Annotated in this window: 14 protein-coding genes and 2 riboswitches; of the genes, 8 read left to right on the top strand and 6 right to left on the bottom strand. The window is 70.5% G+C overall.

Annotated elements, in window-relative coordinates; all coding sequences use genetic code 11:
- Positions 1-6: 6 nt before the first annotated feature.
- Positions 7-666, top strand: coding sequence for a phosphotransferase (locus MED15_RS33075; RefSeq protein WP_112737886.1), 660 nt, complete (start codon positions 7-9; stop codon positions 664-666).
- 25 nt (positions 667-691) lie between these two features.
- On the opposite strand, the gene MED15_RS33070 is transcribed toward MED15_RS33075, so the two are convergent.
- Entirely contained in the window at positions 692-1,324 is a 633-nt protein-coding gene (locus MED15_RS33070; RefSeq protein WP_225854949.1) for a TetR family transcriptional regulator, read from the bottom strand.
- Positions 1,325-1,504: 180 nt separating this feature from the next.
- On the opposite strand from MED15_RS33070, the gene MED15_RS33065 reads away from it, so the two are divergent.
- Entirely contained in the window at positions 1,505-3,007 is a 1,503-nt protein-coding gene (locus MED15_RS33065) for an MFS transporter (RefSeq protein WP_112602558.1), read from the top strand.
- 79 nt (positions 3,008-3,086) lie between these two features.
- Here the strand turns inward: MED15_RS33065 and MED15_RS33060 are convergent, their stop codons facing one another.
- The 3 genes from MED15_RS33060 to MED15_RS33050 are packed head-to-tail and all read right to left on the bottom strand — an operon-like array spanning position 3,087 to position 4,644.
- A complete protein-coding gene (locus tag MED15_RS33060; protein WP_208646764.1) occupies positions 3,087-3,683 on the bottom strand; it encodes a histidine phosphatase family protein in 597 nt (198 codons plus the stop codon).
- Positions 3,680-4,450 carry a CbtA family protein gene (locus MED15_RS33055; protein ID WP_112589835.1) on the bottom strand — a complete coding sequence of 257 codons (771 nt, stop codon included), beginning with the start codon at positions 4,448-4,450 and terminating at the stop codon, positions 3,680-3,682. Before MED15_RS33055 ends, MED15_RS33060 begins: the two co-directional genes overlap by 4 nt.
- Positions 4,441-4,644 carry a CbtB domain-containing protein gene (locus MED15_RS33050; protein ID WP_112589832.1) on the bottom strand — a complete coding sequence of 68 codons (204 nt, stop codon included), beginning with the start codon at positions 4,642-4,644 and terminating at the stop codon, positions 4,441-4,443. Before MED15_RS33050 ends, MED15_RS33055 begins: the two co-directional genes overlap by 10 nt.
- 35 nt (positions 4,645-4,679) lie before the next feature.
- A riboswitch (cobalamin riboswitch) is annotated at positions 4,680-4,823 on the bottom strand.
- Positions 4,824-5,096: 273 nt separating this feature from the next.
- On the opposite strand from MED15_RS33050, the gene MED15_RS33045 reads away from it, so the two are divergent.
- The 5 genes from MED15_RS33045 to MED15_RS33025 all read left to right on the top strand — a co-directional run bounded on the left by MED15_RS33045 (position 5,097) and on the right by MED15_RS33025 (position 10,230).
- Positions 5,097-5,975, top strand: coding sequence for an amidohydrolase family protein (locus tag MED15_RS33045; protein ID WP_244220661.1), 879 nt, complete (start codon positions 5,097-5,099; stop codon positions 5,973-5,975).
- 320 nt (positions 5,976-6,295) lie between these two features.
- Positions 6,296-7,303 carry an ABC transporter permease gene (locus tag MED15_RS33040; protein WP_091406814.1) on the top strand — a complete coding sequence of 336 codons (1,008 nt, stop codon included), beginning with the start codon at positions 6,296-6,298 and terminating at the stop codon, positions 7,301-7,303.
- A 40-nt stretch (positions 7,304-7,343) separates the two neighbouring features.
- Positions 7,344-8,396, top strand: a complete 1,053-nt coding sequence (locus tag MED15_RS33035; RefSeq protein WP_112589826.1) for an ABC transporter substrate-binding protein — start codon at positions 7,344-7,346, stop codon at positions 8,394-8,396.
- Positions 8,396-9,214 (top strand): ATP-binding cassette domain-containing protein, encoded by an 819-nt coding sequence (locus MED15_RS33030; RefSeq protein ID WP_112589823.1) that lies wholly within the window; start codon positions 8,396-8,398, stop codon positions 9,212-9,214. The genes MED15_RS33035 and MED15_RS33030 overlap by 1 nt, the downstream gene beginning before the upstream one ends.
- Entirely contained in the window at positions 9,211-10,230 is a 1,020-nt protein-coding gene (locus MED15_RS33025; protein WP_244220660.1) for an aldo/keto reductase, read from the top strand. The genes MED15_RS33030 and MED15_RS33025 overlap by 4 nt, the downstream gene beginning before the upstream one ends.
- A 10-nt stretch (positions 10,231-10,240) precedes the next feature.
- On the opposite strand, the gene MED15_RS33020 is transcribed toward MED15_RS33025, so the two are convergent.
- Complete coding sequence (locus MED15_RS33020) at positions 10,241-10,963, bottom strand: FadR/GntR family transcriptional regulator (RefSeq protein ID WP_112589820.1); 723 nt, start codon at positions 10,961-10,963, stop codon at positions 10,241-10,243.
- An 11-nt stretch (positions 10,964-10,974) separates the two neighbouring features.
- Positions 10,975-12,372 carry an enolase C-terminal domain-like protein gene (locus tag MED15_RS33015; RefSeq protein WP_112602554.1) on the bottom strand — a complete coding sequence of 466 codons (1,398 nt, stop codon included), beginning with the start codon at positions 12,370-12,372 and terminating at the stop codon, positions 10,975-10,977.
- Between the two features lie 430 nt (positions 12,373-12,802).
- A riboswitch (cobalamin riboswitch) is annotated at positions 12,803-13,019 on the top strand.
- Positions 13,020-13,211: 192 nt separating this feature from the next.
- Here MED15_RS33015 and MED15_RS33010 point away from each other — a divergent pair.
- Positions 13,212-15,533 carry a ribonucleoside-diphosphate reductase subunit alpha gene (locus tag MED15_RS33010; protein WP_244220663.1) on the top strand — a complete coding sequence of 774 codons (2,322 nt, stop codon included), beginning with the start codon at positions 13,212-13,214 and terminating at the stop codon, positions 15,531-15,533.
- Positions 15,534-15,559 lie beyond the last annotated feature (26 nt).

Below are 15,559 nucleotides of genomic sequence, written 5' to 3'. Positions count from 1 at the left end.
TCTGCCATGGCCGATCACGCGCTGCTCGCCTCAGGGCGCGACGCCGACGTCTACGCGCTCGACGAGTCGCGGGTGCTGCGCCGCTACCGCCAGGGCGGGGACAGCGCGCCCGAGGCGGCGTTGATGGCGTACGTCGCGGCCGCCGGCTACCCGGTGCCCGTGGTGTACGACGCCCATGGGCCCGACCTGGTGCTCGAACGACTCGACGGCGAGACTCTCCTGGTGTCGATGCTCACCGGGCGCACCGGCATCGGCGCGGCCGCCGACCTGCTCGTGGGCCTGCACGACCGCCTCCACACCCTGCCGGCCCGGGTCAGCGCCGACCCGTCGGACCGCGTCCTGCACCTCGACCTGCACCCACAGAACGTCATGGTGACCTCGCGCGGGCCGGTGGTCATCGATTGGCGCAATGCGACCGAGGGGCCGGCCGACCTGGACGTGGCCATGACCGCTCTCATCCTCGCCGAGGTGGCGGTCGGTCCGGACCCGCAGCTCGCCGATCTTGCTCGGGACGGCCTCAATGCCTTTCAACGACGCGCCGAGTCGCCCCGGGCCAGCCAACTACGGCGTGCGGTGGGTCTGCGCCGGGTCGACCCCGCGCTGTCCGCCGTCGAGAAGTCCGCCCTGGGTCGCGCCGCCGCACTGGTCCACACCCGCGTGGGCTGAGGCCCAGCCGAGCGCCCAGTCGGGCTCAGCGCGGTGGCAGCAGCGCGTCGACCAGGTCGCGCAGGGGCCCGACCAGATCCTGTTCGGTGGCGGAACTCAGCGGTTCCAGCCGGATCGACGATCGCAGCACCGCGACTCCGATGCCGGCGGCGAGGGCCATCTGGGCGCGGAGCAGGAGCTGTTCGCTGTCCGGTTCGCCCGGACGCCACCCGCGAGCCGCCGCCAGTTGTTCACTGGAACGGACCAGCACGCCGCGCCGGATCTCGTCGGCCCCCGCGTCTCCGGACGATCGCAACAGCAGTGACAGCTGGCTCGACAGGCCTGCCGCGCCGAGGTCGGCGATGTGCCGGGCGATGGCCTCGGGCACCCGGTCGGCCGGCGTCTGGCCGGTGGTTCGGCGCAGCTCGTCGCCGGCCGCCCGCAGGCACGCCTCGAACAGGCCTTCCTTGGACGTGAAGTAGCGGCTGATGAGCGCCACGTTGACGCCCGCGTCGTCGGCGATGTCCCGGACAGTGGTGGCCGCGTAGCCGTCCCGGGCGAAGCGTTGGCGAGCGGCGTCGAGCAGCAACTGCCGGGTCTCGGCCGCGTCCCGACGGCGACGCTGGGCCGGTTCGCCGGCGGTGTTGCTGGTCGCGGGGACAGGCGGTTCTGCTGTCACGACGCGTCCTCTCTGTCGCTCTGGCTCGGCGTCGGTGCCTAGTAAGTAAACATATGTTGACTTTCCGTCGACCGCAACGTCCGGCGCGGTCCGAGGGTGACGTAAACGACTGTTGACATGGGTCCCAGGCTGCGCATACTGGCTAAGTCAGCAAACGTTTACATCTAGTTCGGGGATTCCATGACCCACACCATCGAGGAGCCGACCCGCCTCGGCTCCGCGCCCGGCGCCGCCCCGCGCGCCAACAGCACCCTTCTGGTGCTGTACCTGTCGCTGGGCGGCCTGGCGTTCGCGGTGCTCCAGTCGCTGGTGGCGCCCGCGCTGTCGACCATCGGAAGGGACCTGGGCGTCTCGACCGGAGACATCAGCTGGGTGCTCACGGCGTACCTGTTGGCCGCCTCGGTGCTGACGCCCATTCTCGGACGTCTCGGTGACATGATCGGCAAGCGTCGGGTCCTCATCGGCGTCCTCGCGGCCCTGGCCGCGGGCACCCTGCTCGCCGCCCTGGCCCCCAACCTGACAGTGCTGATCGTCGCGCGGGCGCTCCAGGGAGCCGCCGGAGCGATCCTGCCGTTGTCGATCGGCATCGTCCGCGACCAACTGCCCCGGGAGAAGGTCGGCGTCACCGTCGGCCTGCTGTCGGCGATCTTCGGGGTCGGCGCCGGTGTCGGCATCGTGGCCGCGGGCCCGATCGTGGAGCACCTGTCGTGGCACTGGCTGTTCTGGCTGCCGCTGGTCCTCGTCGTCGTCGCGCTGCTCGGAGCCATCTTCGGAATGCCCGAGTCGCGGGTCCGCACGCCCGGGCGGCTCGACATGCTCGGCGCGGCCATCCTGTCGGTCTCGCTGGTCTCGCTGCTGCTGGCCGTGAGCAAGGGGCAGGGCTGGGGCTGGACCGAGCCGAAGACCATCGGCCTGTTCCTGCTCGGCGCGGTCGCGATGGTGGTGTTCGTCCGGGTCGAGCTACGCGTACGCGAGCCGCTCATCGACATGCGCCTGATGCGGATTCGCGGTGTCTGGGCCACCGACCTCGTCGCCCTGATCCTCGGCTTCGCGATGTTCGGGACGTTCGTGCTGGTGCCGACCCTGCTGCAACTTCCCGCCGCCACCGGGTACGGGTTCGGCAAGACGGTGTCCCAGGCGGGCCTGTTCCTGCTGCCCACCGTCCTGATGATGGTGGTCTTCGGTCCCCTCGCGGGCCTGCTGGACCGTCGCTTCGGTCCCAAGGTTCCGATGTTCCTCGGCACTGTCGCGGTCGTCGTCGCATTCGCGCTGCCGGCTCTCGCGCACGGCGCGACCTGGCAGGTGCTGCTCTCCGGGGTGCTCACCGGCGCCGGCATCGGCCTGGCGTTCGCGGCGATGTCCAACGCCATCATCGAGAGCGTCCCGGCGGGGCAGACCGGCGAGGCGAGCGGCGTCAACACCATCGCCCGCACCATCGGCAGCAGCATCGGCGCGGCGGTCGTGGCGGCCGTCATCACGTCGAACAGCACCCCGCAGGGGCTGCCCACCGACGCGGCGTTCACCGCCGGCTTCTGGGTGTGCGCGGGCGTCGCGGTCCTGGCCGTCTTCGCGGCACTGGCCCTGCCCTCGGCGCGTCGCCGTCACGAACAGGCCGTCGCCGCCGGTGTCGACGACCTTCCGCCCGAGCCGGTCGAGCTGCACCTGCCCCACCGGCATCACTGAGCAGGCGGCTGACAGTCGCCGAACGAGCGCAGGCCGTGTCCACTCCTGGTGGCCACGGCCTGCGCCGTTCGGTTCGACCTCAACCTGCTCGCGGCGCGCCCAGTCGGAGCTGCCAGCGCGCGCCCTGGCTGGTGAGCCGGACGACGGCCAGGGCCTCCACGTCCACCTGCCGGTACGTCGCCATCGGAAGACCGAGGGCGTGCACCACCGCGATCCGGATCACCAGTGGGTGGGTGACCGCGATGACGCGTCCACCGGCTTCCTGCTGCTCGTCCAGCCAGCTGCCGACCCGATCCCGCACGGCCGTGACGGACTCACCGCCGTGCGGCGCGGACCCCGGTGCGGACAGCCAGTCGTGCAGCGCCTGCGGCTGCGATTCAGCGATCTCCTCCAGCGACCGTCCGGACCAGTCCCCGTAGTCACAGTCGGCCAACGCGGTCTCGATCGTCGGCAGCAGGCCGAAGGCGTCGGCGGTCTGTCGGGCGGCCACCGCGGGGCTGGACAGGCAGGTGGCGTTGACGCCGAGGGGCCCGCGCCGGTCTGCGCCCGCCTGGGCCTGGGCGAGTGCGGCACGCAGGCCACCCTCGTCCAGGCCGTCGTCGGCGCCGCCGAAGCGGGCCCGGCGCAGAGCGGCGGTGTGACCGTGGGCGACCAGCCGAAGGCTGGTGCCGGTCACGTGCTCGGCAGTGCGGTGCCGGCCCGGCGACGCCGCTCGTGGTGCATCAGGGCCGCGAACAGCAGGCCGATGCCGGTCCAGAGCACGACCTGGGTGCCGAGCGAGGCCAGTCGGAAACTCCACAGCAGGGTCGCCGGGAAGTCCGCCGGAACCTCCTGGAAGGACGGCATCACCACGTACGACACTGCCGTGACCAGCAGGAACCCGCCCGTGGCCCCGGCGGCGCGCAGCCACGTCGGCGCCTGGGCACCGACCGACCGGTAGCCCAGCGAGCCGGCCCACACGGCCACCAGCCCGAGCACCACCATCAACAGGTAGGTGACGGTCCGTTGGTTGATGGTGGCCGGGTCGCCGACCGCCGGCGGGTTCGCCGGGTACTTGACGAACGGCACGATCACCGCGCCGAGCAGCGCCCCGCCGGCCAGCAGCAGACCCGACCGCCCGTCGTCGTCGCCGCGACGCCGCCGGGACAGCAGGACGTACGCCGTGGCCAGCAGGCCACCCATCGCGGCCCCGAACAGGCTGGTGGCCAGGAACAGACCGCCGCGCTGACCCGACCGGCCGACCAGGGCGTCCTCGTGATCGTGCGCACCGGCGGCGGGCTCGGCGTGCGTCGCCGCCTCCTCGATGGCGATGGCTGCCTCGACGTGCGGTTCGCCAGCGACGTACGCGAACGCCCCGGCCAGCAGGCCGGCGATCAGGCCGGCCAGCAGCCCGCGGACGAGGACGGCGAGGAACGGGGGAGCGGCGGTGGTGTTCAGTGGCACGGGACGCCCAGCAGGTGCCGGCCGTCGTGCATCAGCTCGTGCAGGTACATCCCGCTGCGCGACACCGCCCCCTGGTCGAAGGCGACGAGGTACGCCAGCAGGGTGAGCACGGCAACGGTCGCCAGAGCCGTCCACATCAGACGCGCACTGCCAGCGGGGTGCACCACCGGCTGGCTGGAAGCGGAGCTAGACATGAATACACGAACCTCCCCAGGGATGACGCGTCCCCATCGCAAGGCTGCGGACGACCGAGCGTCCTGGCTCGCGGCCCCAGTTGTGGTTGGGGACCGCTCACAGTGGCGCGACCGCGCCGGATTCACACCGGCTTCCCTCGCGTCGCCGCAGATAGTGGGTCGACGGTAGCGGTGCCGCCTCGGGCGGTCAACCCGGACCCCGGGCACCGAACGCGGCACCCATCGCTCGGTCAACGAGCCGACCGAGCCGCAGGGTGCCGGCGGATTCGTCAGACCAAAAGGCGACACTGCCGCAAGCCGGTCGTAGCGCGCGTTCCGCGACTCGTGAACACTCTGTTACCGCTAACATGGTCAACCTGCCAGATCGGCTCTGTGGCTCCGGGTCGACCCGGAGGGTTTCGATCAGCGGCGGGGCGGGGTGCAGAGTGGACGAACACACCAGGACGGGGCCGGTGACGACCGGCGAGGTTGCGCGACGACAGGGCATTGTCGACGCGCATCATCACCTCTGGGTCCGGGCGCGGCACCCACAGCCCTGGATCGACCCGCACACCATGGCCGCGATCGACGACGACTTCACGCCGGTCGAGCTCGCCCCGGCAACCCGGGCCGCCGGGGTCACCCAGACCGTGGTCGTCCAGTCCGTCGCCGTTCGGTCGGAGACGCCCGAGCTGCTCGGCATCGCGGCCGACGACCCCCTCATCGCCGGGGTCGTCGGCTGGGTCGACCTCACCGCCGCCGATGTCGACCGTCGCCTCGCCCGGCTACGCAGGGCCCGCGGCGGCGAACGGCTGGTCGGGATCCGCCACCTGGTCCAGTCCGAACCCGACCCGACCTATCTCGACCGCCCCGACGTGCGGCACGGCATCGCCGCGGTCGGTGCCGCCGGCCTCGCCTTCGACCTCCTGGTGCGCCATCATCAGCTGCCGGCGGCCGCCCGGCTCGTCCGCGACCTGCCCCAGGTGCGGTTCGTCCTGGACCACCTCGGCAAGCCCCCGCTCGGGCGCGCCGATCTCGGTGACTGGCAGCGCGACCTGCTGGCCCTCGCGGCCGAGCCCAACACGACGGCGAAGCTCTCCGGCCTGGTGACCGAGGTGGACGGCCAGCCCTGGACGGCTGCCGACCTGCGGCCCGCAGTCGAGCACGCCCTGGACGTGTTCGGCCCGGATCGGCTGATGTTCGGCTCGGACTGGCCGGTGTGCCTGCTCGCCACCTCGTACACCCGCTGGGTCACAGTCCTCAATGACCTGCTGGACCCGCTGTCCGACGACGAGCGGACCGCGATCTGGCGTCAGACCGCCAGCCGGGTCTACCGGCTGGCCCCGTTCTGAGACGGCAGCGCCTTCCCAACTGGGGACATAGCATGTTATCGATAACACGCTGACGGCGGCAGCGATGTCGATGTGGTCGGACGTATGCCTTCGGCGGTGCAAGTAACGATGGCAAAACATGCTCGCAAGACCTTGGCAACATACGTGAATGCGTGGCATGGTAACGCCTGATCGTGGGAAACATCCGACCTATCTCCAAGGGATGTGTGGCCATCTAGCCGCACCACCGTCCGAGCGGGGTCGGTCGCTCACAGGCGTTCGGCTCGTCGGCGGGTCCCCGTCGGACGCCGGCGCCGCGCTTGGGGAGGTCAGGTCCGACGATGAGTAGCGCCGAGGCAACCGCCGGCACGCAGCGCGGCGAACTCAGCGACTGGTTCCGGGAACGGATCTCCCACGCCGTCTCCGAGTTCACCGCCGCGACCGCGCTGGTCGTCCTGTTCATCGCCTTGACCTTCGCGAGTCCCTACTTCCTCACAGCGGACAACCTCTTCAACATCGGCGCCCAGACGGCGGTGATCGCCATCATCGCCACGGCCCAGACGATGGTCATCATCACAAAGGGCATCGACCTGTCCGTGGGGTCCGTCGCCGCGCTCGCCGGCGTGTTGGGCGCGATGGTCGTGCGCGACCTCGGCTTCTCGCTCTGGGCGGCGACGGCGGTCGCGATCGGCGTCGGCGCACTGGCCGGGCTGTTGAACGGCCTGCTGGTGACGGTTGCCCGGATTCCGCCGTTCATCGCGACGCTGGGGACGATGTCCGTGGGTCGGGGCCTGGTCTTCATCATCACCGGAGCGGTCGGCGTCTACGGCCTTCCCCGGTCCTTCCAACTGCTCGGCAACGGGCAGATCCTCGGCATTCCGTTCGCCGTGGTGATCACCGTCCTGGTCGCCGTCGGGGTCGCCTTCCTGCTCTCCCAGACCCGCTTCGGTCAGTACACCTACGCGATGGGCTCCAATCTGGAGGCGGCCCGCCGCTCCGGCATCCGGGTCGGGCGGCACCTGACCGGGGTGTACGTGCTGGCCGGCGTGCTGGTCGGGCTGGGCGGCATGATCGCCGCGTCCCGGGTCAACTCCGGCCAGCCCAACTACGGGATCTCGCTGGAACTCGACGTCATCGCCGCCGCCGTCATCGGCGGGGCCAGCCTGTTCGGCGGGCAGGGCCGGATCGTCGGGACCATCATCGGCGCGTTCCTCATCGCCCTGGTCCGCAACGGCGCCGTCCTGCTCGACATCAGCATCCACTACCAGCAGGTGATCGTCGGCGTGATCATCTGGGCCGCCGTCTACTTCGACCAGTACCGCCGCCGGCGGCTGGAATCACGGGGTTGACATGCCATTCCGAGAGTCCGAACGAGGAAGGACACACACCATGGCACACACCACCACCAGCCGGCGGACGCGAGGACGACTCCTGCGCACGCAGGCGATCCTGGCCGCAGCCGCGGCGACCGCCCTGCTCAGCGCCTGCGGCGGGGTCGAGGTCCGTGACGGCGGCGACGGCGCGACCAAGGACGCGAGCGGCCCGTTGAAGCTCGCCGTCGTACCCAAGGCGGTCGGGGCCGACTACTGGAACACGGTCAAGGCGGGCGCCGAGTGCGCCGCGCAGCGCGCCGGGGACGTCACCGTCCAGTGGGACGGGGTGACCACCGAGACCGACGTCGAGGGCCAGGTCAACCTGATCCAGAACTTCGTCACCAAGAAGGTCGACGGCATCGTCTACGCGGCGACCGACTCCAGCGCGCTGGCACCGGCGACCGACAAGGCACTCAGCGCCAACATCCCGGTCGCCATGATCGACTCCGGCACCAGCCCGCAGCCGTCGAACGTGCCCCTCTTCGCCACCGACAACCGCGCGTCGGCGACCGAGGCGGCGAAGCTGCTCGCCACCGAACTCGGCCCCGGCAACCACGAGGTGGCGCTCGTCGAGTTCCAGCCCGGATCGCAGACCAACACCGAGCGGGTCGACGGCTTCAAGGCCGGTCTCGCCCAGTACCCCAACCTGAAGCTGGTCGGCCAGCAGCCGAGCCGCAGTGACGTCAACGAGGCCCGACGGGTCACCGAGAACATCCTCACCGCCAACCCCAAGCTCGCCGGCGTCTTCGCGGCCAACGAGCCGAGCGTGCTCGGTGCCGCCCAGGCCATCCAGGCCGCCGGCAAGTCCGGCAAGGTGGTCATCATCGGCTGGGACGCGGCCCCGGACGAGATCGCCGGGGTGCGCAACGGCCAGATCTCCGCGCTGGTCGTGCAGAACCCGTTCAAGATGGGCTACTTCGGCGTCGACAAGATGGTCAAGCACCTTCGGGACAAGGCGCCGCTGGCGTCGGCCGACACCGGCGTCACGTTCGTCACCAAGGAGAACATCGACTCGGCGGAGATCAAGGCGGTGCTCGAGCCCAGCTGCGCCAACCCGCCGGTGCAGTGATGGGCGCGATCCCCACTGCCACCGCGGACAGCCATCAGCAACCCACCGACGCGGAACCGCCGGTCCTCGAAGCCCGCGGCATCGTCAAGCGATTCGGGCATGTGGAGGCGTTGCGTGGCGCCGACTTCACGGTCCGTCGAGGTGAGGTCGTCGCGCTGATCGGTGACAACGGCGCCGGCAAGAGCACCCTGATCAAGACCCTGTCCGGTGTGCACCCACCCGATGAGGGCGAGATCCGGGTCGGCGGCCGCCCGGTCCAGTTCTCCACTCCGGTCGATGCCCGACGGGCGGGAGTGGAGACGGTCTACCAGGACCTCGCCGTCGCCGACGACCTCAGCGTGGCCGCCAACCTGTATCTCGGCCGGGAGATCCTCCGCTCCGGACCGCTCGGCCGGCTCGGGCTGCTGGACAAGCGCGCCATGCGCCACGGCGCCGCCGCCGCCCTCGACGAACTCGGCGTACGGATCCCCCGGGTCACGACCCCGATCGCGATGCTCTCAGGTGGGCAGCGGCAGTGCGTGGCGGTGGCCCGCGCCATCATCTGGGCAACCAACGTGGTCATCCTCGACGAGCCCACCGCGGCCCTGGGTGTGGTCCAGACCGGGCGGGTGCTCGACGTCGTTCGGCGTGCCCGTGACGCCGGCATGTCGGTGGTGCTGGTGAGCCACAACATGCCGCAGGTGCTCGAGATCGCCGACCGGGTCGAGGTCCTGCGCCTCGGTCGGCGCGCCGCCCAACTCCGCGCCGACGAGGTCACCACCGACGATCTGGTCGCGGCGATGACCGGCAGCACCAACGTGGATCGGGACGAGCGGTGACGGCTGTCGTCCAGCGGGGCGCGCGCGATCCCGCCCGTCCGACGACCCGCAGCGGCGTCGGTTCGCCGCTGCGGCTGAGTCCACTGGGCTTCGGCGCCTCCCAGGGCGGCAATCTCTACCGCGCGACGTCGGACGAGCAGTTCGCCGCCGCGGTGGACACCGCGTGGGCAGGCGGCGTCCGATACTTCGACACGGCACCGCACTACGGGCTGGGCCTGTCCGAACGGCGCCTGGGCGCGGCCCTGCGCTCCCGCCCGCGCGGCGAGTACGTGGTCTCAACGAAGGTCGGCCGGCTGCTCGTGCCGTCACCGGAGACGGCGCACCGGCGTGATCCGGAGGGGTTCGACGTTCCCGCCGACCATCGCCGGGTCTGGGACTTCAGCCGCGACGGCGTACACCGTTCCCTGGAGGCCAGCCTCCGGCGCACCGGCCTGGACCGGATCGACGTGGTGTATCTGCATGACCCGGACGAGCACTGGGAGCAGGCCACGCGCGAGGCGATCCCGGCATTGGTGGAGCTGCGGGAACAGGGCGTGATCGGTGCCGTCGGGGCCGGGATGAACCAGTCCGCGATGCTGGCCCGCTTCGTGGCGGAGACCGACGTGGACGTGGTGATGTGCGCCGGCCGGTACACCCTGCTGGAGCAGGGCGCCCTGACCGACCTGCTGCCCCTCGCGCAGGCCCGCCACGTCGGCGTGGTGGTCGCCGGCGTCTACAACTCCGGGCTGCTGGCCCGGGACATGCCGCCGACCGACGCCGTCTACGACTACCAGCAGGCGCCGGCAGAGGTGATCGATCAGGCCCGCCGGATAGCGCGGGTCTGTCAGATGTACGGCGTCACGCTGCCCCAGGCGGCGTTGGCGTTCGTCCGTCGTCACCCGGCCGTGGTCTCGACGGTGGTCGGCATGCGTGACGAGGCCCAGGTGACCGAAACCCTGCGTCGATCTGCTGTCGACGTCCCGGATCAGCTCTGGACGGCGTTGTACGACGAGGGGCTGCTCGACGTGCAGCCGTGAGGATCGGCCGTCACGACCGGGCCGTCTCGATGCTGGCGTCAGCGTCGTCGGGTAACCCCTGCAACGACTCCTCCACGCCGATCAGGTGGTTGGCCATCCGGGTGCGCGCCCGCTCCGGGTCGCGCGCCACGAGGGCCTTCAGGATCGCCACGTGTTCGTCATGGGTCCGCAGGTCCGCGCCCTCCTCGTGCAGACTCCGCCAGAGCCGGCCACGGATGGTGCGCCCGGCGAAGGCTTCGATCAGGCCGACCAGCACCGGATTCTCGGCGTGCACCGCGATGATCCGGTGGAAGGCGATGTCGATCTCCATGATCCGCTCGTGGTCCGGCGGTGACTGGCCGATCAACCGGGCCGCCTCGTCGAGCAGGTCACCCGCCTGGGTCAGGGCCTCGTCGGTGATCCTGGTCGCCGCCAGGCAGGCGGCCTCGCACTCCAGCAGACGGCGAACGGTGTGGATGTGGCGGGGGTCGCCCTGGCCCTGGAAGTCCACCACGAAACCCATCGGGGCCAGCAGTTGTGGCGCGTCGAGGTTGGTGACGTAGGTGCCGTCGCCCTGGCGGATGTTGACGATGCCGAGGATCGACAGGGCTGACATCCCCTCGCGCAGGGACCCCCGCGAGACACCGAGCTGCTCGGCGAGGTCCTTCTCGATGGGCAACCGGTCCCCGGGCCTGAACTGCCCTTCGAGGATCATCCGCTTGATGCCGTTGACCACTTCGTCAGTGCGAGACATGACCGACCCCCCTAGCGGCCGGCGGGGGTGGCCTTCCCACCCGCGATCACGTACGCCGCCTCCGGAGATGACACGGTAGTCGGGTCTGTCGCCGCCCAGTAGTGGCCGTCGGGAAACCGGTAGAGCGCCACCGACTCCTGACGCATCCGGGTGGAGTAGCCGGGCTGGCTGGGCAGGACGTATCCGCTGCCGGAACCGGTGTCCCGGATGATGCAGGGATCGGTGAAGTGCTCGTGCAGGTGGTCGACGAACTCGGTGACCCGGTTGGTGAGGTCCCCCGAGATCGCGACGTAGTCGAGCACCGACACGTGTTGGACCATCTCGCACAGCCCGACACCGCCGGCGTGCGGGCACACCGGGACGTCGAACTTCGCGGCGAGCAGCAGCACGGCGACGATCTCGTTGATGCTGGCCAACCTGCCGGTGTCGAGCTGGCAGAAGTCGATGGCCTCGGCCTGGAACAGCTGCTTGAACATCACCCGGTTGTGGCAGTGTTCGCCGGTGGCGACGCCGATCGGCGCGACGGCGCGGCGGACGGCCGCGTGGCCCAGGATGTCGTCGGGGCTGGTCGGCTCCTCGATCCACAGTGGCGTGAACTGGGCGAGGGCGGTGACCCACTCGATGGCCTGACCGACGTCCCACACCTGGTTGGCGTCGATCATCAGGTTGCGATCCGGCCCGAGGATCTCCCGCGCGATCGCGCATCGGCGGATGTCGTCGTCGAGGTTGGCGCCCACCTTGAGCTTGACGTAGCCGTAGCCGGTGTCCACCGCTTCCTGACAGAGCCGGCGCAGCTTGTCGTCGCCGTAGCCGAGCCAACCCGCGGATGTGGTGTAGGCGGGGTAGCCGGTCCGGTCGAGCTCGGCGAGGCGGGCGGCCTTCGTGCCCTCCTTGGCCCGCAGGATGGCCAGTGCCTCGTCACGGGTCAGCGCGTCGGAGAGGTAGCGCAGGTCCGCGATGTCGACGAGTTGCTCGGCGGACATGTCGACGAGCAGCCGCCACAGCGGCTTGTCGGCGAGCCGGGCGACCAGGTCCCACGACGCGTTCAGCACGGCGGCCAGGGACAGGTGGACGACGCCCTTCTCGGGGCCGAGCCAGCGCAGTTGCGAGTCGGAGGTGAGGAGGCGGTAGACCGCGCCCATGTCCGCTGCCATCGTCGCCACGTCCAGGCCCACCAGAAGCTGTGCCTGGTGGACTGCCGCCGCCGCGACGATGTCGTTGCCTCGACCGATGGTGAAGGTCAGGCCGTGCCCCGCGAGTGGCGCGCCCACGCCGTCGACGCCGTCGGTGTGCAGGACGACGTAGGCCGCCGAGTAGTCGCCGTCCTTGTTCATGGCGTCTGACCCGTCAGCGGTCAGGGAGGTGGGGAAGCGGACGTCTTCGACGGTGACGGCGGTGATCTGCGGCATGCGCTCCTCGCCCGGCTAGGCTAAAGATCAGATGATCACTGGGAGTATACGGAGGGCCGCTCCGGCGCGTCAACGATGTCGATCATCGCAGGCCCACAGACATATGATGTTTGCCTCGCCGTGCCGATCCGCCTCGCCGCCCATCGTGCCGGTTGACGGGTGAAGGTGGCGGGAGTGGCGGTCCGTGGAGATTGGATGTTCCATCCCATCACGGGGCATTGACGGTGGCGTATGAGTGCGGCCTGCGCCACCCTGGCCTCGATACGTCAAATCTCTGTCGACTGTCGACACCCGCCCGGAGAGCCCGTCTCCGGTGCCGGGCGTCGGTCGGCGTGGCGTGGCCGGCCGGGGTGGTGACGGTGGTCACCGAGTCGGTGCCGACACGCCCGAGAACGACATGTGGGGTGTGACAACGGCTGCGTCCCTATATATGGTGTCGAGCGCAGCTGGTTCGGCCGCTCATCCGGGGTGGTCGAGGCAACAGGGAACCCGGTGGAAATCCGGGACTGTCCCGCAGCGGTGAGTGGGAACGACCGCCGTCAACAGCACTGGGCCACCAATCGGCCTGGGAAGCGACGGCCAGTAGGAGACCGGCGACACCGGTCGTGCCCGCGAGTCCGAAGACCTGCCAGCGCGCCGCGTACCCGTACCCGGGTGGGCGGCGGTCCGAGGCCGCGTGGGACGGCTGACGCCCCCTGACCCACGCCGGGCTGGCGTGGCGTCCGTTGGTGTCTGTCTCCTCGCGTCCGGGCCACCAGGTCTCGAACTCCGAGGAGCGAGTGGTGACAGTCACCGAGGTAGTCCCGACCAGCGGCGACGCGACAGTGCGGCGGACGCCGATGCAGGTCCGCAAGCGCGACGGCGGCACCGAACCCGTGGACGTGAACAAGATCGTCCGAGCGGTTGAACGGTGGGCCGACGACCTGACCGACGTCGACCCGATGCGGGTGGCCACCCGCACCATCAGCGGCCTCTACGACGGCGCGACCACTGCCGAACTGGACCGGCTGTCCATCCAGACCGCGGCCGAGATGATCGGTGAGGAGCCGCAGTACTCGCGCCTCGCCGCGCGGCTGCTGGCCGGTTACGTCGACAAGGAGGTGCGTCGACAGGGCATCACCTCGTTCAGCGCGGCGATCCGGGTCGGCCACGCCGAGGGCCTGATCGGTGACGACACCGCCGCGTTCGTCGCCGCGCACGCCGCGACCCTCGACCACGCCATCGACCCGGACGGCGACCGCCGGTTCGAGTACTTCGGCCTGCGCACCGTGTACGACCGCTACCTGCTGCGCCACCCCACCAGCCGACTGGTGCTGGAGACCCCCCAGTACTGGCTGCTGCGGGTGGCCTGCGGACTGTCCCGGACGGCCGACGAGGCGGTCGACTTCTACCGGCTGATGTCCAGCCTGGCCTACCTGCCCAGCTCACCGACCTTGTTCAACTCCGGCACCCGGCACACCCAGATGTCCTCCTGCTACCTGGTCGACTCCCCGCTCGACGAGCTGGACTCGATCTACCAGCGGTACGCCCAGGTCGCCAACCTGTCCAAGTTCGCCGGTGGCATCGGCATCGCGTACTCCCGGGTCCGTTCCCGGGGTGCGCTGATCCGGGGCACGAACGGGCAGTCCAACGGGATCGTGCCGTGGCTGCGCACGCTGGACGCGAGCGTCGCCGCGGTGAACCAGGGTGGCCGGCGCAAGGGCGCGGCCTGCGTCTATCTGGAGCCGTGGCACCCGGACATCGAGGAGTTCCTGCAACTGCGGGACAACACCGGCGAGGACGCCCGGCGCACCCACAACCTCAACCTGGCCAACTGGATCCCGGACGAGTTCATGCGCCGGGTCGAGGCCGACGAGCTGTGGTCGCTGTTCGACCCGCACGAGGTGCCCGAGCTGCCCGACCTGTGGGGGGAGCGGTTCGACGCCGCGTACCGGGAGGCCGAGGCGCACTGTCGCTACGTGCGGCAGGTCCCGGCACGGGAGCTGTACGGGAAGATGATGCGGACCCTCGCCCAGACCGGCAACGGATGGATGACCTTCAAGGACGCCGCCAACCGACTCTGCAACCAGACCGCCGAGCCGGGCAACGTGGTGCACCTGTCGAACCTCTGCACCGAGATCGTCGAGGTGTCCAGTGACACCGAGACCGCCGTGTGCAACCTCGGCTCGGTGAACCTCGCCGCCCACCTCACCGACGGCGGCATCGACTGGGAGCGGCTGCGCGCCACGGTGCGGACCGCGGTGACCTTCCTCGACCGGGTCATCGACATCAACTACTACCCGACCGCGCAGGCGGCGGCGAGCAACCCCCGGTGGCGGCCGGTCGGACTCGGGCTGATGGGCCTCCAGGACGTCTTCTTCGCGCTACGGCTGCCGTTCGACTCGCCGGCCGCGCGGGAGCTGTCCACCCTGATCAGCGAGGAGCTGTACCTGACCGCGCTGGAGACCTCCGCCGACCTCGCGCGCGACTTCGGCGCGCATCCGGCGTACCCGCAGACCCGGGCCGCGCGGGGACAGCTCCAGCCCGACCTGTGGGGTGTCGAGGGTACGCAGACCGCGCGGTGGGACGCGCTGCGTGAGCGGGTCGAGGCGTACGGGCTGCGCAACTCGCTGCTCGTGGCGGTCGCGCCGACAGCGACCATCGCCTCGATCGCCGGGTGCTACGAGTGCATCGAGCCGCAGGTGTCCAACCTGTTCAAGCGCGAGACTCTGTCGGGGGAGTTCCTCCAGGTCAACACCGCTCTGGTACGCGAGCTGAAGGCCCGCGGTCTGTGGACCGAGCGGATCCGTTCGGCGATCAAGCGGGCGGAGGGGTCGGTGCAGGACATCGCCGAGCTGCCGGCCGGCGTACGGGAGCTGTTCCGCACCGCGTGGGAGCTGCCGCAGCGGGCGCTGATCGACCTGGCCGCCGCCCGCGCCCCGTTCATCGACCAGTCCCAGTCGCTGAACCTGTTCCTGGCCGCGCCGACCATCGGCAAGCTCTCCTCGATGTACCTGTACGCCTGGAAGGCCGGCCTGAAGACCACCTACTACCTGCGTTCGCGCCCCGCGACGCGGATCCAGCAGGCCACCGTCAGCGCTGTCGCGCCCGCCGTCGTGGTTGACGCGGAGGCGCTGGCCTGCTCGCTGGAGAACCCCGAGTCGTGCGAGGCCTGCCAGTGACCCCCGCCGACAGCGCCACCACCACC

Origin of the sequence: Micromonospora noduli (assembly GCF_003264475.1) — a bacterium.
Classification (GTDB): domain Bacteria; phylum Actinomycetota; class Actinomycetes; order Mycobacteriales; family Micromonosporaceae; genus Micromonospora; species Micromonospora noduli.
Note: the sequence above shows the minus strand (reverse complement) of the source record. Positions and strands in the feature narration are given on the sequence as shown.